General features: G+C 72.3%; 23 protein-coding genes and 2 pseudogenes. 8 read left to right on the plus strand and 17 right to left on the minus strand.

Features of this window, described 5'->3' with window-relative positions; genetic code table 11:
- Positions 1-387: 387 nt before the first annotated feature.
- The gene (locus FB388_RS11755; protein WP_142100272.1) at positions 388-1,581 is read left to right on the plus strand and encodes an MFS transporter; all 1,194 of its coding nucleotides are present in this window, start codon (positions 388-390) and stop codon (positions 1,579-1,581) included.
- A gap of 22 nt (positions 1,582-1,603) precedes the next feature.
- On the opposite strand, the gene FB388_RS11760 is transcribed toward FB388_RS11755, so the two are convergent.
- Positions 1,604-2,422, minus strand: coding sequence for a GNAT family N-acetyltransferase (locus FB388_RS11760; protein ID WP_142100274.1), 819 nt, complete (start codon positions 2,420-2,422; stop codon positions 1,604-1,606).
- 97 nt (positions 2,423-2,519) lie between these two features.
- Here FB388_RS11760 and FB388_RS11765 point away from each other — a divergent pair, with 97 nt between their 5' ends.
- A complete protein-coding gene (locus FB388_RS11765; protein WP_170225579.1) occupies positions 2,520-2,816 on the plus strand; it encodes a DUF1905 domain-containing protein in 297 nt (98 codons plus the stop codon).
- 17 nt (positions 2,817-2,833) lie between these two features.
- Here FB388_RS11765 and FB388_RS11770 read toward each other — a convergent pair whose 3' ends face one another.
- From FB388_RS11770 to FB388_RS41200, 4 genes and pseudogenes are all read right to left on the minus strand, one after another.
- Positions 2,834-4,024, minus strand: coding sequence for an MFS transporter (locus tag FB388_RS11770; protein WP_246121845.1), 1,191 nt, complete (start codon positions 4,022-4,024; stop codon positions 2,834-2,836).
- Between the two features lie 47 nt (positions 4,025-4,071).
- Entirely contained in the window at positions 4,072-5,328 is a 1,257-nt protein-coding gene (locus FB388_RS11775; protein WP_211361861.1) for an HNH endonuclease signature motif containing protein, read from the minus strand.
- A 324-nt stretch (positions 5,329-5,652) separates the two neighbouring features.
- A pseudogene (locus FB388_RS11780) lies at positions 5,653-6,690 on the minus strand (serine hydrolase domain-containing protein); the annotation flags it as partial.
- Positions 6,691-6,718: 28 nt separating this feature from the next.
- Positions 6,719-7,111: pseudogene (locus tag FB388_RS41200) on the minus strand (serine hydrolase domain-containing protein); the annotation flags it as partial.
- Positions 7,112-7,237: 126 nt separating this feature from the next.
- Here FB388_RS41200 and FB388_RS11785 point away from each other — a divergent pair.
- The 4 genes from FB388_RS11785 (at position 7,238) to FB388_RS11800 (ending at position 10,659) form a co-directional block, all read left to right on the plus strand.
- On the plus strand, positions 7,238-7,690 hold the full coding sequence (locus tag FB388_RS11785) for a carboxymuconolactone decarboxylase family protein (protein WP_142100283.1): 453 nt from the start codon (positions 7,238-7,240) through the stop codon (positions 7,688-7,690).
- Between the two features lie 101 nt (positions 7,691-7,791).
- Positions 7,792-8,682, plus strand: coding sequence for an aminoglycoside phosphotransferase family protein (locus FB388_RS11790; RefSeq protein ID WP_142100285.1), 891 nt, complete (start codon positions 7,792-7,794; stop codon positions 8,680-8,682).
- A gap of 68 nt (positions 8,683-8,750) precedes the next feature.
- Positions 8,751-9,779 carry an alpha/beta fold hydrolase gene (locus tag FB388_RS11795; protein ID WP_142100287.1) on the plus strand — a complete coding sequence of 343 codons (1,029 nt, stop codon included), beginning with the start codon at positions 8,751-8,753 and terminating at the stop codon, positions 9,777-9,779.
- Positions 9,780-9,834: 55 nt separating this feature from the next.
- On the plus strand, positions 9,835-10,659 hold the full coding sequence (locus tag FB388_RS11800; RefSeq protein WP_142100289.1) for a hypothetical protein: 825 nt from the start codon (positions 9,835-9,837) through the stop codon (positions 10,657-10,659).
- 8 nt (positions 10,660-10,667) lie between these two features.
- Here the strand turns inward: FB388_RS11800 and ligD are convergent, their stop codons facing one another.
- The 12 genes from ligD to FB388_RS11860 all read right to left on the minus strand — a co-directional run bounded on the left by ligD (position 10,668) and on the right by FB388_RS11860 (position 22,801).
- Positions 10,668-11,681 carry a non-homologous end-joining DNA ligase gene (gene ligD, locus FB388_RS11805; protein WP_142100290.1) on the minus strand — a complete coding sequence of 338 codons (1,014 nt, stop codon included), beginning with the start codon at positions 11,679-11,681 and terminating at the stop codon, positions 10,668-10,670.
- Positions 11,678-12,844, minus strand: a complete 1,167-nt coding sequence (fahA, locus tag FB388_RS11810) for a fumarylacetoacetase (RefSeq protein ID WP_142102941.1) — start codon at positions 12,842-12,844, stop codon at positions 11,678-11,680. Before fahA ends, ligD begins: the two co-directional genes overlap by 4 nt.
- Positions 12,841-14,037 (minus strand): homogentisate 1,2-dioxygenase, encoded by a 1,197-nt coding sequence (locus FB388_RS11815; RefSeq protein WP_142100292.1) that lies wholly within the window; start codon positions 14,035-14,037, stop codon positions 12,841-12,843. The genes fahA and FB388_RS11815 overlap by 4 nt, the downstream gene beginning before the upstream one ends.
- On the minus strand, positions 13,947-15,590 hold the full coding sequence (locus FB388_RS11820) for an FAD-dependent monooxygenase (RefSeq protein WP_142100294.1): 1,644 nt from the start codon (positions 15,588-15,590) through the stop codon (positions 13,947-13,949). The genes FB388_RS11815 and FB388_RS11820 overlap by 91 nt, the downstream gene beginning before the upstream one ends.
- Positions 15,587-16,546: an MBL fold metallo-hydrolase gene (locus FB388_RS11825; RefSeq protein WP_142100296.1), complete on the minus strand. Its 960-nt coding sequence runs from the start codon at positions 16,544-16,546 to the stop codon at positions 15,587-15,589. Before FB388_RS11825 ends, FB388_RS11820 begins: the two co-directional genes overlap by 4 nt.
- A gap of 71 nt (positions 16,547-16,617) precedes the next feature.
- Complete coding sequence (locus tag FB388_RS11830) at positions 16,618-17,145, minus strand: MarR family winged helix-turn-helix transcriptional regulator (protein WP_211361862.1); 528 nt, start codon at positions 17,143-17,145, stop codon at positions 16,618-16,620.
- A 23-nt stretch (positions 17,146-17,168) separates the two neighbouring features.
- A complete protein-coding gene (locus FB388_RS11835) occupies positions 17,169-18,041 on the minus strand; it encodes a sugar phosphate isomerase/epimerase family protein (protein WP_142100299.1) in 873 nt (290 codons plus the stop codon).
- Between the two features lie 87 nt (positions 18,042-18,128).
- Positions 18,129-18,386, minus strand: coding sequence for a WhiB family transcriptional regulator (locus FB388_RS11840; RefSeq protein ID WP_142100301.1), 258 nt, complete (start codon positions 18,384-18,386; stop codon positions 18,129-18,131).
- A gap of 177 nt (positions 18,387-18,563) precedes the next feature.
- Positions 18,564-19,769 carry a glycosyltransferase gene (locus tag FB388_RS11845; RefSeq protein WP_142100303.1) on the minus strand — a complete coding sequence of 402 codons (1,206 nt, stop codon included), beginning with the start codon at positions 19,767-19,769 and terminating at the stop codon, positions 18,564-18,566.
- A 108-nt stretch (positions 19,770-19,877) separates the two neighbouring features.
- Positions 19,878-20,252, minus strand: a complete 375-nt coding sequence (locus tag FB388_RS11850; protein WP_211361863.1) for an Lsr2 dimerization domain-containing protein — start codon at positions 20,250-20,252, stop codon at positions 19,878-19,880.
- A gap of 76 nt (positions 20,253-20,328) precedes the next feature.
- Positions 20,329-21,936: an AMP-binding protein gene (locus tag FB388_RS11855; protein WP_142100307.1), complete on the minus strand. Its 1,608-nt coding sequence runs from the start codon at positions 21,934-21,936 to the stop codon at positions 20,329-20,331.
- A 1-nt stretch (position 21,937) separates the two neighbouring features.
- Complete coding sequence (locus FB388_RS11860) at positions 21,938-22,801, minus strand: amidohydrolase family protein (protein ID WP_246121847.1); 864 nt, start codon at positions 22,799-22,801, stop codon at positions 21,938-21,940.
- Between the two features lie 181 nt (positions 22,802-22,982).
- On the opposite strand from FB388_RS11860, the gene FB388_RS11865 reads away from it, so the two are divergent.
- Both FB388_RS11865 and FB388_RS11870 read left to right on the plus strand, forming a co-directional pair.
- Positions 22,983-23,885 carry an SDR family NAD(P)-dependent oxidoreductase gene (locus tag FB388_RS11865; protein WP_142100309.1) on the plus strand — a complete coding sequence of 301 codons (903 nt, stop codon included), beginning with the start codon at positions 22,983-22,985 and terminating at the stop codon, positions 23,883-23,885.
- Position 23,886: 1 nt separating this feature from the next.
- Positions 23,887-24,348: a MaoC family dehydratase gene (locus FB388_RS11870; RefSeq protein ID WP_142100311.1), complete on the plus strand. Its 462-nt coding sequence runs from the start codon at positions 23,887-23,889 to the stop codon at positions 24,346-24,348.
- Positions 24,349-24,356: the final 8 nt, after the last annotated feature.

Here is a 24,356-nt window from a genome sequence, read left to right on the forward strand (position 1 = left end):
CAGCGGCGTCCGGGGGAATGCGCGGAGGGCTCAGCGACAGAGCGCGGTCTGCGTGCGGCAGAGGTCGACATGCCGCCGCCGCGACCCGGAGAAACGCATACCCAAAGATATGTCGGCACTCATCCGGGTTGTCAAGTGGTTAGGCGAGTTCGGACAATTGCCCGGACATATCCCGCGAGAAATGTCCGGGGTGAGAACGAAGCCGGCCACCGGTCCGCCGGGGCTATCCGGGACGCCAACTGTGCGAGATTACGCACAGCTGGGTAATCAATTGTTCTGGACAGGTGTCCGATCCCTCACCGGTGCGCGCCGATTTGTGAACGCAGCTGTGCGCACCCGGTTCCACCGGCCTACGGTGGTTGGCATGGCCGGACCCACCTGTGGCCCATGAGACTTCCGACCTATCCGTGGTGGATGGTCACCGCGCTCGCGGTCACCTCGACGGCGGGCTACGGGGTTCTCACCTACGCGTTCGCCGTGCTGCTCGTGCCGATGCAGGAGGCGCTCGGCGCCGACCGGACGGCCGTCACCGGCGCCCAGACCGTGTCGCTCCTGGCTGCGGCGCTCGCCGCGGTGCCGGCCGGGCGCTGGCTCGACCGGTGGGGTGGGCGCGCCCTGATGGTCGGGTGTTCGCTCCTCGCCACGCTGCTGGTGCTCGCCTGGTCGCAGGTCACCAGCGTCCTCGCGTTGTACGCGGTGTCGATCGGGCTCGGCATCGCGTCGGCCGGTGTGCTGTACGAAGCGGCGTTCGCCGTCGTCGTCACCTGGTTCGAGGATCCCCGGCGCGGCACGGCGATGCTGGCGATCACGATCGTCGGCGGGTTCGCCTCGACGATCTTCATGCCGCTCACGGCCGTCCTGGTCGAGGCGCACGGCTGGCGGCAGGCGCTCGTCGTGCTCGGCCTGGTCTACGGCGCTCTCACCGTTCCGCTGCACCTGCTGGTGCGCCGTCCGCGCAACGTCGTGCCGCGGCGTCGCGAGGCCCGGCAGAGCATCGCCGGCGCCGTCCGCGACCCCGGGTACTGGCTGATCGCCGGCGTCTTCGTCGCCCAGGGGGTCGGGATCTTCGTGGTCGGTGTGCACCTGGTGGCGTACCTGCGCGAGCTCGGCCACGCCCCGACCGTCGCCGCGAACGTCGCCGGCCTGCTCGGCGTGATGTCGGTGACCGGCCGCGTGGTGACCACCTTCGCGGTGCGCCGGTACGGGTTGACCGTGGTGGCCGCTGTCTTCGTCGTCCAGGCCGTCGGGCTGGCGTTGCTACCCGTGGTGGGGCAGGCGCTGGCGCCCGCGGTCGGATGCGTGCTGGCCGTCGGGCTCGGGTTCGGGGTGAGCACCATCGCCCGCCCCACGCTGCTCGCCGACCGGTACGGGGTGGCCGGGTACGCCACCCTGGCCGGGCTGCTGGCCGCCGTGCTCACGGCGACCAAGGCGCTCGCACCCCTCGGCGCGGCGTGGCTGCGCACCGCCGCCGGCAGCTACACGCCGGTCGTGGTGATCTCCGCGGCCGGTGGGATCCTCGGCGCGGCCGGGCTGCTCGCGCTCCGCCCCGCGCGCTCGGTCACCCGAACTCCCGTTGCCTGACCGGGCCGTTGGGGTCGAGGGATCAGACCGCCCCTTCCGGACGCAGCCAGGCGGTCCACCGCTCGACGGCGAGGTATCCCATCCGCTCGTAGACGGGCCTGCCGTCGTCGCTGGCCATGAGCACCGCCGGCCGCTCCGGATCGGAGAGGGTGGCCGCCCACGTCGCGGCCGCCCCTGCGCCCCGACCCCGCGCCGAAGGCAGGGTGGCGACGAACTCGACGAGCGTGACACCGGCGTGGTGGTGGGCCGCTGCCACTGCCACCGGCGCCCCATCAAACCAGGCGGTCCAGACGCGGGTGTTCGGCTGCAGGAGCGTCGGGTCGAGCAGGTCGCCCGGGGTCAACGGCTCCAGCTCCGGCATCGGGTAGCCCTCGACGAGGATCCGCTCGGCCACTGCCAGGTCCTCCGCGCCGTGCACCTCACGGACCTCGATGCCCGGCGGCACCGTGTCCGGCCCGGGGCCGGGAACGCGCACCATCAGCGGCGGATGCCCGACCAGACCGAGCCCGTGCGGGCGTAGATCCGGCGTGGGCCACGCGCTGACCAGCAGGTAGGGGACGTGGCTGGGGAACAGCGTGCCGATGTCGGCGAGAACCTCCTCGGGACGGGTCAGCGGCTGCATGAGGATCACGGGATTGGTCAGCGCGCCGCGGTCGCCGATCCACCCCCCGGCCCACGTCGGGCCGCTGCGCCACGGCCGGCCCGCGGCAGCAGCCACCGCGGTCGGCCACGACGCGTGCACGAGCACGGCCTGCCGGACCAGGGTGTCGTCTGGGGGCAGATCGGGTTCCCAGCCCGTCGTGAGGTGTTCGTCCTGGGGCGGGAGGATCGATGCGCTCATGGGGGGCTCCTCGCAATGCGTGCCGGAAGGACTCGCGAGGAGGCCGTGCGGCGCTACGTGCAACCGGGCTGTCGGAGGGGTGTGTGATGCTGGCCGCGTGGTCGTCGACTTCGATGCCGAGCTGTGGGTGTGGGACGCGCGGCGCGGCGACAGCTGGGTCTTCGTGAGCCTGCCCGAGGAGGCGTCGGAGGACATCCGCGAGCTCGCCGACGGGCCGCGCCGCGGCTTCGGATCGGTGCGGGTCAGGGCGACCGTCGGCGGCAGCACGTGGACCACTTCGATCTTCCCGGGGGAGCGGGGCTACGTGCTCCCGCTCAAGCGCCCCGTTCGCACGGCCGAAGGCCTCGACGTGGGTGATGTCGCCACGGTGAGCGTCGAGCTGCTCGACCTCTGACCCCGGGAGCGCTGAACTCAGAGGGTGCGCGGGCGGCCGGCGAGCGCGCCGGTGACGGCCTGCGCGCCCACCACCGCGAGCAGCACGGTGAACGGCACCGTCCAGCCACCGGTGGTCTCGCGCAGCAGCCCGACCAGGAACGGGCCGGTGCCGGCGATCAGGTAGCCGATGCCCTGTGCCATGCCGGACAGGCCGGCCGTGCGCGCCGCGGACGACGCCCGTAGCGCGATGACCGTGAGGGCGAGGGAGAACACGCTCATCCCGAGCCCGAGCAGGAGGACCCAGGGCAGCGCCTGCCACGGCCCGGCGGTGGGGACCAGTAGGAGGCCGACGAGCCCCGCCGCCCCGCACGCGCTCAGCGCGAGGATCCAACCGCTCTGGCCGCAGCCGCGACCGGCCAGCGGGGGCACCAGCAGGCTGACCGGGAGGGCGACGATCGACAGCAGGCCGAGCAGGAGGCCGGCGTCCGTGCGGTTGACGCCACGGTCCATCAGCGCGAGCGGGAGCCAGTTCATCACGGCGAAGGCGACGAACGCCTGCAGCCCGAAGAAAGCGGTGATCGTCCACGCGAGCGGTGAGGCGAGTACGGACTCGCGGACCCCATCCGCCGGGCCCGCGGCGGCCGTGCTCGGACGGCCCCACGCGAACCAGCCGGCGAGCGCGACGGCGCCGATCGCGGCCCAGCTCGCGAGGGCCGGCCGCCACCCGCCCAGGCCCTCGGCGAGCAGCGGGGTGAACGCGAACCCGAGCGTGGCACCGGCCTGGAGCGCAGCGGTGTAGAGGCCCGTGACCAGGCCGACGCGGGCGGGGAACCCGGCCCGGACGACCACCGGCACGAGCACACCCGCGACGGCGACCCCGCTCGTCGCGACGACCGTGGCGGCGATCATCAGGTCCGGGCCGCCGAGGACCCGGAGCACCAGCCCGGCCGTGATGGCGGAAAGCGCCACGGCGATCGCGCCACGCAACCCCAGCCACCGGGCCAGCTGCGGCGCGACCGCGCCGGCCGCCGCGAGGCAGAGGACCGGCACTGTGGTGAGCAGCCCGACCCACCCCGCGGTGGCGGCGAACGTGGCTCGGGCCTGGTCGAGCACCGGGCCGACGCTGGTGATGGCCGGGCGCAGGTTGAACGCCACGAGGATCACGGCGGCGGCGAGCAGCGCGGATCCGGCGCCCGTGCGGCCGGGCCGGGTCGTCTGTTCCGCCATGGTCGGCATCCTCCACCAGACAGCACCGCGGCGAAGCCGTGGACCGGTCAGACGGGCCGAGGGTGTCGCGACAAGCGGGCCTGAGTGGCTGCGGCGCGGCCCAGGCGTCGCCGCTTCGTCTGCGGGTGCCCGGGTGGTGCGGGTGCGGTGCTGCGGTAGCGGTGCCCGGTCGGCGTCGTGATCTCCACGGTGTGCCGGGCCCCGTCCTGTGGTCGGGCGTGCCAGCCGGGTGCCTGGCGGGCGTGGTTGCACTGGGCGCACAGCCCGTTGCCGTTGTCGGCCGAGGTGGCCCCGCCCTCGTGATGGGGCAGGGCGTGGTCGATGTGCCGGATCGGGGCATCGCACCAGGGGGTGCGGCAGAACTGGTCACGGACCTCGATGAACCGCGCCAACCCGGCCGGGAACACCCTGCGGGTCGACTCCATCCCGATCAACCGGCCGGTGTCGGGGGTGGCGTACAGCCGCCGCACCCACGCCGACTCGTTCTCGGCCGCCGACACCGCCAGGCGCCGGGCCAAATCAGCCGGGATCGGCCCGTGCCCGGTCAGAACCGCGGGTTGGTCGTCCTGGCCGAACAGGGTGCTGCTGCCCATGATCAGGTTGACTTCGATCGGGACCGCCGTGGCGGTGGCCTGCCCGGTGACCCGCTGCACCAGGATGTCGGCCATCAACTGGCCGCGGGTGCGTCCGTCGCCGGTGGCGATCGCGGTGTCGGCGGCCTTGCGCAGCGCCGCGTGGACGGCGGCGCCTTGGGCGACCGGGAGCAAGGCGGACATGCAGGCCATGGTGTCGGGGGCGGGCCGGCAGGTGACCCGCCGTTCGGACTCGGCTTTGCCCCGGCGCCGGGCGACCGAGGCGGGGTCGAGCCGGCAGGCCAGCTTCTGGATCTCGGTGATCAACCGCCGGTACCCCCACCCGTGCAGGACCGTGGGGTCGGCGCACAGCGTCGTGTCGATGAACCCACGGTGTTCCCGGGACAGACAGTCGGTCTCGCGGGCGAGCAGGCCGGCCCGCCACTCCGACAACTCGCCGGATTCCAGGGCGGCGAGGGTGTGGGGCATCTCGGTGACCAGCATCTTGGCCAGCCCGAGGTGCCGCCCACCCCGGTAAGAGGATTCCTGCCGGGCCAACGCCACCTGAACGGCCACCCCACGGCCTTGCCGCCCGGCCGGGATGCCGGCGGCGGCGTGCGCGGCCCGCACCGAGGTGTCCAGGTCGACGGCGAGCCGGGCCTGCGCCGCCGCAGCAGCCGACTTGAGCCGTTCGAGGGCGCGGATCTGGTCGATCCGCTCGGCGTCCGACACGTCCCGGCGGAGCCCACGCAGCTGAACGATCCAGTCACTGATCGCACCGGAATTCAGCAACGGATCCGGTGGGTCGGACCCGGGTCTTCGTATCGGATTTTTCCGCGTCGCGTGCGTTTCCCGGCCGCCAGGTAATGGCGCGACGTCCCCTGAGGGGAGCGTGCGGTTTGATAGGGTTGGCGCGGTCGTCGACATGCCTTCGAGTTTAGTCGAACGGATATTCGAGAGTCAGGTCTGTTCGGGTGATCGAAGCGTTCACTATTGTGAACGCGCTCTGGCATCGAAACCTCAGCAAGTCGGTCGTTCGGTAGAGAAACCGATTACCTATGCGTGGTCGGGCTGCGTCATCAGCGGCGACCTCACGTGCAGTTCCAGGCTGGGGCCGGTCAGGGGCACGGTGCTCCACGTCGTCACCGCTGTCTGCGCCTCGGCGTCGACCACCAGCCGGACCCGGTGCGGGGTTGTGATGACGTAGACGTCGGCGACGAACGTGCTGCCCTGCCAGGCGCCGGCCGCGACGACGGGGCGGCCGAGCGGCGAGCTCTCCTGCCATCGGTCGTGGCCTACCTCGATGTCGAGATCCGACCCGAGTCGCAGGAGCCAGCCACCATCGACGGGATCGACGACCACCCTGGTCCCGTCGGGCAGGGCCGAACCCTCCGCGGAGGCAGTGAGCCTTGCCGTGACCGAACGCCCCGGCTCGGCCGAGCCCGGCACAGGTGCGAACGACAGCCGACGCAGCCGCTCGGCGAGGAGCTCGTCGTCCCGGGAGCCGCCGTCGCCGCCACCACCCGCCACGTCCACACCGGGCAGTAGGCACTCCCAGATGGCGTCGTGCACGACCTGTGCCGGCGAGCCCTCGTTCGGGTGGCCGCTGGTGACAGCGACCACGAGATCGTGCGACGGGACGACCACGCATTGCTGGCCGAACGACCCGTTTCCGTGGTAGCCGTGCCGCGACATCCAGAACTGGTACCCGTAACCGCAAAGGAAGTCGGGGTTTCCGGCTCCGTCCGCGGGAGGCAGCGTTTCGACGTGCCGCCTCGTCGCGAGCTCCACCCATTCGCGCGGGACGAGCTGCCGCTCGCCCCAGCGGCCGCCCCGCAGCAGCAGCTCGCCGAACGCGGCAACGGCCTCGGTGGTGAGGTGCAGCCCGTGGAACCCGAAGGCGGCACCGCTCGCCACCCGGTCCCACTCGGCGTGGTCGACACCCATCGGCTCGAATAGGCGCTCGTCGAGGAACTCCGGCAGGCCGCGGCCCGTGACCCGTTCCACCATCCGGGCCAGGACGAAAGTGGTCGAGTTGTCGTAGGCGTGCCGTGTTCCCCTCGGCCACGGGAAACGGTACGCGCAGGAAGCCCTTGACCAGGTCGCGCGGTTCCAGTCGCCAGGCCTCGTCGAGGCTGTCCGTGTCGTGCCCGGCCGTCATGGACAACAGGTGGTGGACGGTGATGCGGCGTCCCTGCTCGGAGACGTCGGCCGGAACGTGGTCGGGCAGTATGTCCACCACGCGGTCATCCAGCGAGAGCAGCCCGTCGGCGATCACGAGCCCCACGGCGACCGAGGTGAACGATTTGGTCACCGAGTAGAGCAGGTGCGGGCGGTCGGCCGAGTACGGCGCCCACCAGCCTTCGGCGACGACGTGACCGTGGCGCACCACCATGATGGAGTGACATTCGATGGATTGCGCCTCGATGCGGTCCAGCAGTGCGGCGATCGCGCGGGGCGACACGCCCACAGCGGTCGGTGTCGACCGCGGTAGTAAAGCGCGCTGAGAACGCATGCAGGAAACCTAACAAGTCGGCCGATCGAATTACGGGAGTGGCCCGGCCCACAGCAGGCACCGTCACATCCGGGCGTCGTGCCGTGTCAGAGAGGTGACAGGTCCGACACCACCAGGAGGAAGATCGTGCAAGCACGGATGGCCCACCCCGCCATGAGCATTCCCGGCGCGTTCGACGCCCTGCAGGCGCTCGCCGAGGCCGCCGGCCACGGCAGCCTGCCGCAGGCGGTGCCCGAGCTGGTCAACCTGCGGGTGAGCCAGATCAACGGGTGCAGCGTCTGCGTCGGTATGCACGCCGAGGCCCTGAAGAAGGCAGGCGAGAGCGACGAGCGGATCTGGGCCGTGGGGGCGTGGCGCGACGCGCCGTTCTTCACGGAAGCGGAGCGGGCCGCCCTGGCCCTGGCCGAAGCCGTGACCCGGATCAGCGACAGCGCGGACCCGGTGCCCGACGAGGTCTACGACGAGGCGGCCGAGCACTTCGACGAGCCGGCTCTCGCCTCCCTGATCCTCATCATCACGATGATCAACGCCTGGAACCGGCTGAACGTCGCGACCAGGCAGGTGCCGGGGGCGTGGTGATCCGTAGGGTGAGGGCCATGCGTTGACCGCTGCCCGGCTGCCGGGCACCTCCGTCGGCTCCTTCGTGACGCTCGAGACGATCACCCACGAAGGAGACTTCCATGAACCTCGACGTGCCCGACGCGTTCGTCGCCTCCTACGGCAGGAACGCGTGGGTCGAGGGGCTGCCCCGGCTCGCCGCGGACGTGCTGTGCCGCTGGGAGCTGCGGCCGGACGGAGCGGCCACCCACGGGATGGCCGCGGTCGTCCTGCCGGTGGTCCGTGGCGACGGCACTCCGGCCGTGCTCAAGCTGCAGGAACCCAGGGACGAGACCACCGGCGCCATGATCGGGCTGCGCGCCTGGGACGGTGAAGGCGTCGTACGCCTGCTCAACGGCGACGCCGCCGCCGGCGCGATGTTGTTGGAGCGGCTGCACGCCGACCGGCCGCTGTCCACGGTGGACGATGACGACGAGGCGATGGGAATCCTCGCCGGGTTGCTGGCCCGCCTGGTCGCGGTGCCCGCTCCCGAGGGTCTCCGGCACCTGGCCGACGTCGCTGCCGGCATGCTGGCAGAGGCCCCGCGCGCGGCCGCGGCGTTGGCGGATCCGGCCGAGCAGCGGCTCGTGCGCACGTGCGCGGCCGCGGTGGCGGAGCTCGTCGGCGAGCCGGGCGATCGCCTGCTGCACTGGGACCTGCACCAGGACAACGTCCTCGCCGGGGACCGCGAACCGTGGCTCGCGATCGATCCGGAGTCGCTCGCAGGCGATCCCGGGTTCGACCTGCTGCCCGCGCTGGACAGCTGCTGGGAGCGGGTGGCGAGCGACGTCGACCGCACGGTCCTGCGCCGCTTCGACCGGCTGACCGAGGCCATCGGCGGGGACCGGCGCCGAGCGGTGGGGTGGACGCTCGGCCGGGTGCTGCAGAACGCGCTGTGGGACGTGGAGGACGGCAAGCGCGGGCTCGAACCGTCCCAGGTCGCCATCGCGGACGTCCTGCTGCGGCGCCGGTGAGCCCGCCGGCCCTTGCGTCGAGGCTCGCGGCGGAGCACGGTCGGAAGCCCCTCACCGAGGAGGTTCCCGTGACCGGACGCGACGCCCCGTACGACGTCCACGAGATCCCGGAGTTCACGCTGGCCTGCGGTGCCACGCTGCGTCCGGCCCGGATCGCCTACCAGACCTACGGCACGCTCAACGCGGCGAAGGACAACGCGATCGTCTACCCGACCTGGTACTCGGGCCGCCACTGGGACAACGAGTGGCTCATCGGCGAGGACAAGGCGCTGAACCCGGACCGCTGGTTCATCATCGTGCCGAACATGCTCGGCAACGGCCTCTCCTCGTCGCCGTCGAACACACCGCCCCCGTGGGATCGCGCCCGGTTCCCGCAGATCGCGGTGCGGGACAACGTCGCCGCGCAGCACCGGCTCGTCACCGAGGTGTTCGGCATCGAGACGCTGCAGCTGGTGCTCGGCTGGTCGATGGGAGCGGGGCAGACCTACCAGTGGGCGGTCAGCCACCCGGAGATGGTCCAGCGGATCCTGCCGTTCTGCGGATCGCCGCGGACCGCGCCGCACAACAAGGTGTTCCTCGACTCGCTGCGCTACGCGCTGCGCGCCGACGCCGCCTTCGCGGAGGGTTGGTACGAACCCGACGCCCTCCCTGTGCGCGGCCTTCGCGCGTTCGCCCGGATCTACGCGGGCTGGGGCTTCTCGCAGGCGTTCTACTGGGATGAGGTGTGGCGCGAGCTCGGCCACACCTCCCTCGAGGACTTCGCGGTCGGGTTCTGGGAGGGCTTCTTCCTCGACGGCAGGGACCCGAACAACCTGCTCACGATGCTCGACACCTGGTGGAACGGCGACGTGGGCGCCACCCCCGGCTTCGCGTCCACGGAGGAGGCCCTCGCTTCCATCCGGGCGCGGGCGATCGTCATGCCGGCTGAGAAGGACCTCTACTTCCCGCCCGAGGACGAGCAGTGGGCCGTCTCGCACATGAAGACCGCCGAGCTGCGGGTCATCCCCGGCGTCTGGGGGCACTTCGCGGGTGGTGGGGCGAACCCGGTCGACACCGCGTTCATCGACGAGGCGGTCGGCGAGCTCCTCTCGAGCTGATCGGGAGCCGCGCTGATCCTTCCGAAGCCGCCTGTCCGTGCGCACAATGGATCGCATGGACGGGCGGGAGTCTGTCGGCAGGCGGTACGCCGAGCACCTCACCGATCACGACCTGTTGGTCCTCACCGGGGGACGCGCCGACCAGGTGGCGGCGCTGCGGCGGGAGCCCACCCTCGTCCTGGACCTGCTCGACCGGCCGGGGGTGGCCGACGCGCTCGTCGCCGCACGGCCCGACGAGGCCGCGCGCTTCCGGTACCTGTCGCCGTTCCTCGTGTTCGCGGCGGCGGTGCACCGTGTCGGGAACTCCCTCGTCGGGCGCTACTACGTCGCCGACCGCGCGGGACCGCGCTCGCGGGTGCCGGTCTTCGACGCGCCGGTCCTGGCGGCGTTCGCCACCGAGCCCGTGAACCGGCTCTTCCTCGCCGAGCTGCTGGCGTCCTACGCCCGCGTGGTGTCCGGCACGGTTTGGCGCCGCGGTGCCCGTGGCTGGCGACGGCAGCGGTGGAGCGAGCTCGACCTCCCGCGCCTCGCCGGTCTCCTGGACGTCGTGGCGCCCGCCGAGCAGCCGGGGGTCTGGCGGCGCATCGGAGACGGTGCCCTGTTCCTCGCCGGGGTGTTCCCGGAGTACGCGGAGCGGAGCCTCGGCCTGGTCGAGGTCGCGCGGCTGCAACGCGTCACCGGCCTGCGCCTCGCGTCGGCGGAGGGTGCCGTCGGCGACCTGCTCGAGGAACTGGCCGGCCGGGCCTACGAGAAGGCCGGCCCGGGCGTGCCGCGTGCCGTCGTCGAGTCACCGCGCACCGCACGCCGGGTGCTCACGCTGGTGGCCGACCGGTACCTGTTCCCGGTGACGATCGACTGGCTGCCGGCGCCCGGCGCCTGACGGCTCGTTCAGGACTTCCGCGCCCGGCTGGGCGCGACCCGTGGCGGTTCACCCGGCATCTTCGGGTAGACGGGCGGCCAGGGTGCGTCCATCAACCCGCTCGCCATGTCGCGGCGGTGCAGGTCCAGCAGCGGCTCCAGCGACTGGTGCTCGGACGACATCGCGGCCCACGGGTCGCCGCGCTCGGCCAGCCGGCCGGGAACGGTGGCGAGCGTCAGCTCGGCCGGCGTGATCGACTCCAGCTCCGACCACGCGAACGGTGTCGACACCTGGCCGTGCGGGTTCGCGCGCACGCACCACGCGCCGAACACGGTCTTGTGCGGCGCGTTCTGGTTGAAGTCGACGAACACCCGCGCGCCGCGCTCCTCCTTCCACCAGGCCGCGGTGATCAGGTCGGGCCGGCGCCGCTCGAGCTCGCGGGCAACTGCGACAGCCGCCGAGCGCACCTCGTAGCCATCCCAGCTGGGCTGGAGGCGCACGTAGACGTGGATGCCGCGGTTCCCCGTCGTCTTCGGATGGCTGACGACTCCGAGCTCGTCGAGCAGCCCCTTCGCCTCCGCGGCCGCCTCCTGGATCATCGCGAACGTGACGCCGGGGCTCGGGTCGAGGTCGATCCGCAGCTCGTCGCTGTGCCCCGGGTCGGCGGCCGTGACGGGCCAGACGTGGAACCCGAGACAGCCGAGGTTCACCGCCCACAGGACGTGCGCGAGGTCCACGGCGACCAGCGCGTTGGACGTCGTGCCGTTCGGCGTCGACACCACCGTGGTGGTCACCCACGGGTCGGCGGCGGTGGGCGCGACGCGCTTCTGGAAGAACGAGGGGCCGCCCGAGCCCTTGGGGAAGCGCTGCAGGAGTACCGGTCGGCCCCCCATCGACGCCATGAGGGGCTCGGCCACGGTCAGGTAGTAGCGGGCGAGGTCGAGCTTCGTCTCGCCGCGGGCGGGGAACAGCACCTTGCCCGGGCTGGTGATCCGCACCTCCCGCCCGGCGACCTCGAGCACCTCGGTGTCGTCCGCGGTCACGCCGTGAACGTACCGCCCCGAGCCGGCCTGATCGTCCCGGTCACCTCCCCGAACCCGATCCTTCCCCCGTTCGCGCCGGGAGCGGTGGCGGAGATCGTGACCTCGTCGCCGTCCTCGAGGAACGTGCGCTCCTCGCCCTTCACGGTGACCGGCTCCCGGCCGCCCCAGGTGAGCTCGATGAACGCGCCGCGCTGGTGTTTCTCCGGCCCGGAGATCGTGCCGGAGGCGAACAGGTCCCCGGTGCGCGCCGACGCCCCGTTCACCGTCATGTGGGCGAGCATCTGCGCGGGAGACCAGTACATCTCCCGGTACGGCGGGCGAGAGACCTCCTCGCCGTTCCACTCCACGACGAGGTCGATGTCGAGGCCCCAGTCCTCGCGCCCGCACAGGTAGGGGAGGGGCTGCGGGTCCTGACCGGGCAGCGGCACGTGCGCCGCCTCCAGCGCGGCCAGCGGCACCACCCAGGGCGAGATCGACGTGGCGAAGCTCTTGCCCAGGTGCGGGCCGAGCGGCACGTACTCCCAGGCCTGCAGGTCGCGAGCGGACCAGTCGTTGAGCAGCACCGCGCCGAACACGTGGTCGGCGAAGTCGTCGACGCCGATGCGGTCACCGAGCGTCGACCCGACGCCCACGAGGAACCCCAGCTCGGCCTCGATGTCCAACCGGCGGCTCGGACCGTAGGTGGGCGCGGCCTCGTCGGGAGCCTTGCGCTGGCCGCACGGCCGCACGACCTCCGTACCGGAGACGACGACCGTGCCGGCGCGGCCGTGGTAGCCGACCGGCAGGTGCTTCCAGTTGGGCATCAACGGCTCGGAGTCCGGCCGGAAGAGCCGCCCCAGGTTCGACGCGTGGTGCTCGGAGGCGTAGAAGTCGACGTAGTCCGCGACCTCGACGGGCAGGTGCAGTTGCACGTCGGTCACCGGGTGCACGGCGGCGTCCGCGACCTCGCCGGCCAGCAGCTCCCTGATCTGCTCCCGCACCTGCGTCCACCGGCTCCGGCCCTGCTCCATGAACCCGTTGAGGGACGGCATCGCGAACACCGGGTCGTCGAGCAGCACGGACAGGTCCACGACGTCGTCGCCGAAGCGCACCCCGACCCGCGGCGCGCCGCCGGAGGGGGAGAAGACGCCGTACGGCAGGTTGTCCAGGCCGAAGAGCGTCATCGGGCCGGCCCCCGGCCCGCCCAGGTCCACGCGTAGGCCGGGTCCTCGGAGGCGAGGCCGCCCTCGCCCAGCTCCAGTGGCCGGAACGTGTCGACCATGACGGCCAGCTCGTCGAAGAACTCCGCACCCAGCGACCGCTCGACGGCCCCCGGCTGCGGGCCGTGGCTGTGCCCGCCCGGGTGCAGGCTGATCGAGCCCTGCCCGATGCCCGATCCCTTGCGGGCCTCGTAGTTGCCGCCGCAGTAGAACATGACCTCGTCGGAGTCGACGTTGGAGTGGTAGTACGGCACCGGCACGGCCAGGGGGTGGTAGTCCACCTTCCGCGGCACGAAGTTGCAGATCACGAAGTTGTTGCCCTCGAACACCTGGTGCACCGGCGGTGGCTGGTGCACCCGCCCGGTGATCGGCTCGAAGTCGCTGACGTTGAACGTGTAGGGGTACAGGCAGCCGTCCCAGCCGACCACGTCGAACGGGTGGGTCGGGTAGACGTACCGGGTGCCGGTGATCCCTCGTGAGCCGCGGTGCTTCACCAGCACCTCGACGTCGGTCCCCTCGACGAGGAACGTCTCGCCGGGCCCGTACAGGTCCCGCTCGCAGTACGGGGAGTGCTCCAGCAGCTGCCCGTATCGGGAGAGGTAGCGCTTGGGCGGTGCGATGTGCGAGTTCGCCTCGATGGCGTAGAGCCGCAGCGGCTCCTCGCCGGTCGGGACCCAGCGGTGGGTGGTGGCCCTCGGCAGGAGCACGTAGTCGCCCTGCCGGGCGGCGAGCACCCCGAAGACCGTCTCGACGGTGGCCGATCCGGACTCGACGTACACGCACTCGTCGCCGATGGCGTTGCGGTACAGCGGGGAGGGCTGGCCGGCGGCGACGTACGAGATCCGCACGTCGGCGTTGCCGAGCACGAGCCGCCGCCCGGTGACCGCGTCGGCGGCCTTCCAGTCCTCCCCGACCAGGTCGTGCAGCTTCAGGTGCCGGGGCAGCAGCGGGCGGTTCTCGGTGAGCGTCTGGTCGGGCAGGTCCCACGGGGAGGCGTCGACGATCGCCGACGGGACGCCGCGGTGGTAGAGCAGCGAGGAGTCGGCGGAGAAGCCCTCCTCGCCCATCAGCTCCTCGTAGAAGAGGCCCCCGTCGGGGGTGCGGTGCTGGGTGTGCCGCTTGGCCGGGATGTCACCGACTCGTCGGTAGTACGCCATGGTCGTTCTCCTCCCGAGTGGGTGGCGCGGGCGAGCGCCGCGCGGATCTCGTGACGGGTGGGGTGGTCGAGGACAGCGGCGATGTGCGCGTCCGGGCGGATGATCCAGACCTCGTCCGGGCGTCCGCCCAGGGCGCCGTCGGGATCGATCTCGTCGAGCCCGAGGACCCGGGTGGGACCGGGCGTGGTGCTGGCCGCCGCCCGGGCGGCCGCGATGTCGGCCCGGCGGCCGGTGAGCAGCAGGAACCCGTCCCGGGCGAGCTCCCGGAGCCGCCCCTGGCTCCCCGGGACGTCGGGGACGAGGACGCCCGGGCCGGGCGGGGGCACGGCGCCGCGGGGCGGGCGGCCGGCGAACGGCCGGTTCGGGGACGACGTGGTGAGCGGCGAGTCGACGTACCAGAACGGCTCCGCGAGCCGTCCCGAGTCGACGAGTGAGCGGGCGGCGGGGTCGGCGGCGGCCCGGGACAGGACGTCCCGCCGGTGGGTGGCCGACTCCTCGTCCGGCGGGACGAGGAAGTTCATGGTCGCGGTGGTGACGGCGATGTTCTCGAGCGCCGCGGCGTGCCGCTCGTCGTGGTAGCTGTCCAGCAGGGTGTCGGGCGCCCACCCGTTCCCGACGTAGGCGATCTTCCAGGCGGCGTTCTCCGCATCGGCGACGCCGGAGTTGAGCCCGCGGGCCCCGAACGGCGAGACCAGGTGCGCGGCGTCGCCCGCGATGAGGACGCGCCCGCACCGCATGCGGTCGACCAGCCGGGAGTGGAAGCGGTAGACCGACTTCCACACGATCTCGTGGTCCCGGTCGCCGATGATCGCGCGGATCCGGGCGTCCAGCGCGCCGGAGGCGGCCTCCGCGTCGAGGTCGTAGCCGGCCGGCACCTGCCAGTCGATGCGGAAGGTCGAGTCGGGGCAGGGGTGGATGAGCACCTGGCGGCCGGGGTTCCAGGCGGGGTCGAAGTAGAACCGCCGCTCGTGGGCCCAGCCGGGCAGGTCGGTGCGGATGTCGCAGATCAGGAACCGGTCGTCGAAGGAGTGGCCCGCGAAGTCGACGCCGAGCATGCTGCGCAGCTCGTCGCAGCGGGACCCCGCGCAGAAGACGAGGTAGGAGCCGCGCAGCGCGGTCCCGTCGGCGCACCGCACCTCGACGCCGGTGTCGTCCTGGTCGATGCCGACGACGTGGTGGCCCCAGCGCAGGTCGACCAGCGGCTCGGCGGCGATGCGCTCGTCGAGGATCTGCTCGGTACGGGTCTGGGAGATGTTGACGAACGGCGGGAACGCCGGCCGGCCGGGCTCGGCGAGCGTGTAGCTGAACAGCTCGGCGTCGCGGAAGAACGTTCGCGCCGTGGTCCAGGTGACGCCCTCGTCGGCGATCCGGCGGCCCGCGCCGACCGATTCCCAGATGTCGAGCACGTCGCGCTGCTGGCAGATCGCCTTCGACCCGATCGCGTCCCGGGCCGGGCGTCGGTCGAGCACGATCGTCTGCACGCCCCACCGGGCGAGCAACAGGGCGGTGGTCTGGCCGACCGGACCGGCCCCGAGGACGAGGACCGGGTTCATGACTGGAGCTGCGCCCAGACCTCCTGGTCGCGTTCCGCGGTCCAGATGACCGGGCGCTCGACACCGGACAGCTCGTCCCACAGCCGTGAAACGTCGAAGGGCAGGCAGTGCTCGAAGATCGGCCAGTGCCCGTAGTCGTCGACGAGCGCGGCGTGGGTGGCCTCGAAGGCCTCCTTGAGCGTGCCGCCGCGCTGCTGCACGGCACCGACCTCGCGGATCATCACCTGCAGGAAGCCGCGGGTCTGCTCGATGGCGGCGTCGACCTCGGCCCGGCCTTGGCTCACCGCGCCCCGCCCGCCGACGAGCTGCTCGGCTCCGAGCGCCTTGACGCGGTCGAGCGTGCCGCCCGCCCAGTCGCGGTGGAATGCGTCGCCCGTGTAGAGGGCGGCCTGCGCCTCGACGAGATCGCCCGCGAAGAGGATCTTGTGCCGGGGGAGCCACGCCGTGATGTCGCCTTCGGTGTGGCCGCGGCCGTGGAACTGCAGCACGAGGTCGCCCCGGTCGCCACCGAGGTCGATCGTGAGCCGGTCGGCGAAGGTGAGCGTGGGCCAGGTGAGCCCGGGCACCGAGTCGGCCGCCTCGGCGAGGCGGGGCATGCGGGCGAACTCGCTCTCCCAGTCCTGCTTGCCCCGCTCGGCCACGAGCGCGCGCGTGTTCTCGTGAGCGACGATGATCTCGGCGTCGAACGCGCTCGCGCCCAGCACCCGGACGGCGTGGTAGTGGCTGAGCACGAGGTAGCGCACGGGCTTGTCGGTGTGCTCGCGCAGCCGGGCGAGCCACTTGCGTGCCGCCACCGGGGTGGCGAGCGCCTCGAAGCAGACGAGGAAGTCCTCGCCCTCGACGGCGCCGATGTTGGGGTCGCCCTCTGCGGTGAGGGCGTACACGCCGTCGGCGAGGACCTCGAGGGTCTGCTCCTTGACGGCGGTGTCGGCGGAGGAGGCGAAGGGCTTGGCCACGGCGGATCCCTCTCGGCAGTTAAAGGTTTAACTACCCGGGGAGCCTAGGGCTCTGCGGCCATGAACGCCAGTCAGAAGCGGTGGCTGACCCAGGACTCGGAACGGGCGGCCCGTGCGAGCTTCCCGAGCACGGTGTTGAACACCTCCAGCTCCTCGGAGGTGAGGAGCGCGGCCCACTCCGACTCCCGCTCGTTGTGGACCCGCAGCGCCGCCTCGAGCCGGCTCGTGCCCTCCTCGCTGAGCGACAGCACCACGCCGCGGCGGTCCCGCTCGTCGGGGCCGCGCTCCAGGAGGCCGGCGGCGCTGAGCGTCCGCGACAGGCTCGACACCGCCGCGCGGCTCATCCCGGACAGCTCGGCCGCCCGGCTCGCCTCCTGCGGGCCCGCGACCCACAGCGTGAACAGCAGCCGGAACGCCGACCAGCTCCACCCCGCCGGCCGGTGCACCGTCGACTCGAGGTCGTAGACGATCGTGCTCGTGACCCGGTAGAGCAGCAGCACCATGGCCATGGCGTCGCGGTTGGTCCCCGGTAGCCGCTCCACCGTCCGGTCCGGGGCGATGTCGGCGAACGACAGGAACGCGTCAGGGTGCTGGCCCACCGAGCGATCGTATGGGGCGGCCCTCAGCGGACGCCGCTGAAGTGCTTCTCGATCAGGGCGGTGGCCTTCTCCCGCTGGCGCACGCTGATCTCGGCGGCCTGTTCCTCCCAGCCGAACACGCAGGAGGAGACGATGCCGTCGAACCCGATCGAGGCGAGGGCGGCGAAGACCTCGTCGAAGTCGACCTCGCCGCGGCCCATCTCGGCGTGCTGGTGCACGCGCACCGTGGAGCCGGGTGGGTTGACGATGTAGCGAAGCCCGCCCGACGCGGTGTGGTCGAGTGTGTCGGCCAGGTGCACGTATGCGAGCTTGTCCCCGGCTGCCGTGATGATCCCGGTGGCGTCGTTGCCCTGGTGGAACGTGTGCGGGGTGCAGTAGAGGAAGGAGATCCAGTCGCGGTTGAGGCCGCGGACGAAGTCGACCGCGGCGCGACCGTCCTCGATGAAGTCGTCCGGATGGGGTTCGAGCACGAGCCTGACGCCCTCGCGCTCGAAGACCGGGATCAGCTCGTCCATCGAGCGCAGGAACTGGCTCTCGGCGTGCTCGGCGGCTTCGGGCCGTCCGTTGAACTCGGAGTTCATGGTGTCCACGCCGACGTCGACCGTGATCTGGATGGCGCGTTTCCAGGCGCGGACCGCCGCCTGACGCTCGTCCTCACCCGGGCCGGACCAGCGCAGCACGGGCAGGACGGACGCGATCGTGACGCCGGCGTCGCCCGCCCGCTTGCGCAGCCTGGCGACGCCGGCGTCGTCGACACGTGGGTGGCCGAAGAACGGGATGAAGTCGGCCTTGGGGGACAGCTCCATGTAGGAGTAGCCGGCGCGGGCGACCACGTCGGGCAGCTCGAACACCGAGTGTGTCGCGTAGAACATCTGCGGGTCGAGGGCGAGCTTCATCGCTGTCCTCCTGGGTCGGCCGCGGGCCCCGGACGCTAGCCAGGCTCACGTCCGTATGTCAAGACAAAGTTCCGACTACGGCAGTAGTCAGGCCGCCCGGCGGGAGGTGCGCGCCCGCCGCAGCTCCCTGCGCTCGGTCTCGGTGGTGCCCCCGAAGACCCCGTGGTCGAGGCCGTTGTCGAGCGCGTACCGGAGGCACTCGGCGCGCACGGGGCAGCCGCCGCAGACGGCCTTCGCGCGCTCCACCTGGAGGGCCCCCGGCCCCGTCTCGGTCAGCGGGAAGAACAGTTCCGGGTCCTGGTCCCGGCAGGCGGCAACCTGCCGCCAGTCGTCGAAGTCAGGCATGGGTGTGCCGCCTCCAATCTGGGTGTGGGCGCGGGTGGTCCCCGCGAGCACAGTGGGTGGACGCGTCGCCTCGTGGCGACGCAGGGGAGGGATCGAACTCGGGCGCGGATCAACCGCACCAGCACGATGCATGGTGTAACGCGCGCTCTCAACCGAGTTGTTCCCGTCGAGCCCGTGTCATGCGATCCGGGTCATCTCGACCAACCGCCGGGCGGCCGTCGTCGCACCGTCGGTCCGCACGGCGCTCGCGAGGGCCCGAGCCGTCGTCGCGACCTCGGGCCCGAGTGCGCCGGCGAGCGCCGCGTGCAGCGAGCCGCCATCGCGGTGAGCACTGCCGATCCCCAGCTCCTCGACGCGCCCGGCGAAGTAGAACTGGTCGTACACCTGCGGGACGAGCACCTGGGGCGTGCCTGCGGCGGCGGCCGCGGTGGTGGTGCCCGCGCCGCCGTGGTGCACCACGGCGGCCACCCGCGGGAAGAGCGCCTGCTGGTTGACCTCCCCGATGGCGAGGCAGTCGGGTGCACCGTCCACGGGCGCGAGGTCGGCCCATCCGCGGGACACGATGGTGCGGCGGCCCAGCGCGCGGGCCGCCTCGACCACGTTCGACGTGATGTCCCCGGGGGCTGCGATGCTGCCGAACCCGAGGTACACGGGAGGCTCACCGGCGTTCAGGAACGCCTCGAGCTCGGGGTCGAGGGGGCGGTCGTCGGGCAGGATCCAGGCGCCCGACTGGAACACGTCCGGGTCGTTCGCGTCCGGCCACGGTGCCAGCGTGGGATCGGCGGCCAGCCAGGGCCTGGCGGTGAAGACGTGGTCCCGCACGTCCGCGACGGGTGCGAGGCCCAGCTCGGCGCGCCGGGAGTTGACGGCCTCGCCCCACATGAGGTTCCAGCGCCGCGCATCCTCGGCCCAGAGGGTGGCGTTGTCGACCGTTCCGTCGGGCTGCTTCTCGCCGAGAATTCCGAATACCGGTGGTGCGTGGTGGCGGGACGGGAGCGTGATCGGGCAGAAACTCGCGTACACGTACCCGATTCCCCGGTGCTCCGCGACCGAGTGTGCGGCGATGGCCAACGCGCCGCCGCCCACGACCGCGTCGCAGCCATCGGCTCCCGCCGCGACCGCAGCGAACTGGGCCGCCACCGTGCCGTCGATCATCTGCCGCCGCTGCTCCGGCGTGGGCAGGACCCGTTCGCCCTGCTCGGCGGTGCCGCGCAGCTCGGGCCCGACCGGCACGAACGGGATCCCGAGCGACTCCACCCACGCGCGGAAGTCGGGGGGCGCGCACACCACGGCCTCGTGTCCCGAGGACCGCAACCGGGTGGCGACCGCTACGACCGGCTGGACCTCGCCGCGCGTCCCCACCGTGGACAACAACACTCGCATTCGCGCTCCCGTCGAATTCGTGGAGCGCGATTCTCGGCCCGGAACCGGGTCTTGCGACAAGTCCCCCCGTGCGCTATACGTTCCAATGGGGCGAGGAGCGGGCCGTTCCTACCGGGGGTTGAACGGGTCGGCCACCAATGGGGCGGGCTTCGAGCGCGCCGGTGTGGCGGCGGGGGCCGGCGGCCGGAAGGGCAGCGCGTCCAGGGCAGGCGCGGCGACCGTCGCGGGACGTGCGGGGGTCGTCTCCGCCGGGATCACCTCGCGCCGCACCGCCACCTGCTCCTTCGGTGCCTGCGCCGCGGTCCGCACCGCGCGTCGCTCACCCGGAACCACGCGGGCGGCGCTCACGAACGGGGCGAGCGCCTGCTGCAGCGCGCTGAGGTGCGACTCCGACAGGTCGATCTCGTAGCTGTCGCCGTCGAGGGAGAACGACACCGTCGTCACGGCATGGGAGCCGTCGATGTCGTCAACGAGCCGGGTCATGACGTACCGCGCCAAAACGTTCCCATCCCGCGAAGTGGCAGACGCGCCCGACAGTACGACACGCCGTTGCTCCCGCTCAGGTGGGCCCGCGCTCCACGATCTCCCTGGCCCGCGCCACCTCCAGCTTGCCCGTCGGGGTTCGGGGCAGCTGCTCGACGAGGACGATCCGGCGCGGCACCTTGTAGCCGGCGAGGGTGCGGCGCACCCAGTCCTGCAGCTCGCGTTCGGCCGGAGCCGCGGGCGTGGCCACCACCGCGGCCACGCTCTCGCCCCACGTCGGGTCGGGCACGCCGACCACGGCGCAGTCGGTGACGTCGGGGTGGGTGAGGAGGGCGTTCTCGACCTCCTGGGGGTGCACCTTCTCGCCGCCGGTGTTGATGACGCCGGAGCGGCGCCCGAGGAAGCGGATCGCCCCGTCGGCGTCGAGCCGGGCGTGGTCGCCGGGGATGGAGTAGCGGACGCCGTCGATCGTGCGGAAGGTCGTCGCGGTCTTCGCGCTGTCCTTGTAGTAGCCCAGCGGCATGGGGCCGCTGTAGGCGAGGACGCCGACCTCGGCGCTGCCCGGTTCGAGGATGCGGTCGTCGGCGCCGATGACCCTGGTGGCGGGCACCGGGAAGAACCGGGACGGCAGGTCGGCAACCGAGCGCGTGATCGCGAACGCGAACGGGCCGCCCTCGCTGGAGGCGATGGCATCGGTGATCGTCACCTGTGCCCGCTCGTGGAAGGCCTGCTTGAGGCGGTCGCTGAACGCGGTCCCGGAGCTGATCATGCCGCGGAGCGAGGAGAGGTCGTGCGGGGTGCCGGCCCGCTCTGCGGCGCGCAGCTCGTCGACGAGCGGCTGGCAGACCGCGTTGCCGGCGACGATGATCGTGCCGACCCGTTGCCCGGCGACCGTCTCCCAGATGTGGCGCGGGTCGAGCCGGCCCGGGCGGGCGGTGACGGCGCGGCCGCCGACTAGTAGCGCGCCCATCGTGTTGAACAGGCCGGTCGCGTGCATGAGCGGGACGATCGGCATCGTCGCAGGCGCGCGGCCCGTCGACCGGGCGGCGACCGCGATCTCCACCGCCTCGTCGAGGGTGGCCGGGAGCGAGGTGTGGCCGAGCGGGCCGAAGATCGGCACCGTGAGGCTGTGCAGCAGGTCGGCCTGCCGCCAGATCACGCCCTTGGGCTTGCCGGTGGTGCCGCCGGTGTACATGAAGAGCTGGTCGGAGCTCGGTCGCGGGCTGTGCGGGCGCGGGGGAGTGCCGCCCATGAGCTCGTCGAGGTCCCGCGCCAGGGGCCCGGCGCCGGGTCCGGCGCGCACCAGCAGCCGCAGCGTGCGGATGTGCTCCGCCGCGTGCCGGACGTTCTCGGCGAGCGTTCCGCTGAACACGACGGCAGCGGCGTCGGCGTCGGCGAGCAGCTCGGTGAGCTCGTGCCCGGTGTAGCGGTAGTTCGCGTTGACCGGGATGGCGCCGATCTTGAAGGCCGCGAACACGGTCTCCAGGTACGTCGCACCGTTGTAGAGGTAGCAGGCGACCGTGTCCCCCGGGCCGACGCCGGCCGCCTCGAGAGCGGCCGCCAGGCGGGAGGCGCGGTCGTCGAACTCCGCGTAGGTGACGTCGCGCCCCGGCTCGGAGATCACGACCGCGTCCGGGAGGTGCGCGGCGACCGCCTCCCAGACCGTGCCGATCGACGCGTCCACCTCAACCCCCGAGGCCGAGCAGGCGGACGGCGTTCTCCTTGAGGATCAACGGCCGGACCTCGTCCTTGAGGTCGAGCTTCGCGAAGTCGGTGAGCCAGCGGTCCGGGGTGAGGGCCGGGAAGTCCGAGCCGAAGAGCACCTTCCGCTTCAGGAGGGTGTTCGCCTGGGCCACCAGCTGCGGCGGGAAGTACTTGGGCGACCAGCCTGACAGGTCGATGTAGACCTGCGGCTTGTGGCCGGCCACCGCGAGGGCCTCGTCCTGCCACGGCACCGACGGGTGGGCGATGACGATCGGCATGTCGGGGAAGTCGACGGCGACGTCGTCGAGGTGCATCGGGTTCGAGTACTTCAACCGGATGCCGCCACCACCGCGCCGGCCTGCGCCCACGCCCGTCTGGCCGCTGTGGAAGAGCGCGGGGAGCCCGGCCTCGGCGATCACCTCGTACAGCGGGTACGCCGCGCGGTCGTTCGGGTAGAACTCCTGGTCGCTCGGGTGGAACTTGAAGCCACGCACCCCGTGGTCCTCGATCAGCCGGCGCGCGATCCGCACGGCGGCGGCGCCGCGGCCGGGGTCCACGCTCGCGAAGGGGATCAGCGTGTCCGGGTGCTCGGCGGCCTGCTCGGCGATCTCCTCGTTCGACACGCGCGCCTCCCGCCCCGTGCGGGTCACCGAGTCGACCGTGAACACGACGGCCGCCATCGAGCGCTCGCGGTAGTAGGCGGCGAGCTCCGGGACGGTCAGTTCGGGGATCTCGCCGAACGTGCCCGCGAGGGCCGCGGCATCGGCCCCGGAGCGGTCCTCCTCGGCGACCGATGCCAGCACGTGCGTGTGCACGTCGATCGCGGTCAGCCCGTTGACGTCCACGCGACCGAGGCTAGGAACGCCGCCGGGGCACCGACAGAGCGCAATGACCGATCGGCCTCGGCCCGCCGACCGAGGGCGGCCGAGACACATGACGTGGATCGGCGCCGGGAGGCCGCGGCGGGGTGACGCGCCGCGCCGCGCCTGGGCATGCTGACGGCCGGATCGTGCGAGGAGGAACGCCATGCTGGACGGCAGGGTCGCCGTGGTCACCGGCGCGGGACGCGGTCTCGGCCGCTCCTACGCGAGAGCGCTCGCCGCGGCGGGGGCGTCGGTCGTGGTGAACGACCTCGACGCGGACGTGGCCGAGGAGACCGTGGCGTCGATCGTCGACGCGGGTGGCCGTGCGGTGGCCGTGATCGGTGCCGTCGGCGGCTCCGAGATCGCCGACGCGCTCGTCGCCCGGGCCGTCGACGAGTTCGGCCGGCTCGACGTGATGATCACCAACGCGGGCGCGTTGCGCGACAGGACGCTGCGCAACACCACCGACGAGGACTTCGACCTGGTGGTGACCAGCCACCTGCGCGGCACCTTCACCTGCGGCCGCGCCGCGGCGGCGCGGTTCCGGGAGCAGGGCGAGGGCGGCCGGCTGATCCTGGTCGGGTCGCCCGCCGGGCAGCGGGCGAGCTTCGGCCAGACCGTCTACTCCGCGTCGAAGGGCGCGATCGTCGCGATGATGCGCACCTGGGCCGTGGAGCACGCGAAGATCGGCGTGACGGTCAACGCCATCGTCCCGACCGCCCTGACCCGCATGGTGGCGACGATTCCCGGCCTCGGCGAGCTCGTCGAGAAGGCCGATCGCGGCGAGCCCCTTCCGGAGCACGTCCGGCGCCAGGGACTCGGCACACCCGACGACGTCGCCCCGCTCGTCGTCTACCTGGCGTCGGCCGAGTCGGCCGGCGTCACCGGCCAGGCGATCGCGGTCGGCGGCGACCGCATCGCCCTCTGGACCCACCCCGGCCAGGTCGCCGAGCAGCTGCGGCCAGGCGGCTGGACCCCGGACGCGGTCCGCGACCTGTTCGCCACCGAGCTGAAGGGCGAGCTGCAGGACCACCTGCCCGCCCCGTTCGACCTGGGAGGGAACTGACATGGCGGCCGTGCAGGTCAGCGGAATCGAGGGCGTGCGGGCCCTCCCGCTCGGCGAGGAGCTGGGGCGCAGCGAGCTGTACGAGATCACCCAGCACGCGGTGAACCAGTTCGCCGACGCCACCGCGGACCACCAGTGGATCCACGTGGACCCCGAGCGGGCGAAGGACGGGCCGTTCGGCGGCACCATCGCCCACGGCTACCTCACCCTGTCGCTGATCCCGCGGCTGATGCCCGAGATCGTCGAGTTCACGGGGTTCCGGATGGTGGTCAACTACGGTTGCGAGCGGGTGCGCTTCCCCTCACCGGTGCCGGTGGGGAGCAAGGTCCGCGCCTCCGCCGTGCTCGACGCGGTCACCGACGTGCAGGGCGGCGTCCAGCTCACCATCACCGTGACGATCACGGTGGACGGAGCCGCCAAGCCGGCGTGCGTCGCGACGATCCTGGTGCGGCACCTGGTCTGAGTCCCGGG

Source organism: Pseudonocardia cypriaca (assembly GCF_006717045.1).
GTDB classification, from domain to species: domain Bacteria; phylum Actinomycetota; class Actinomycetes; order Mycobacteriales; family Pseudonocardiaceae; genus Pseudonocardia; species Pseudonocardia cypriaca.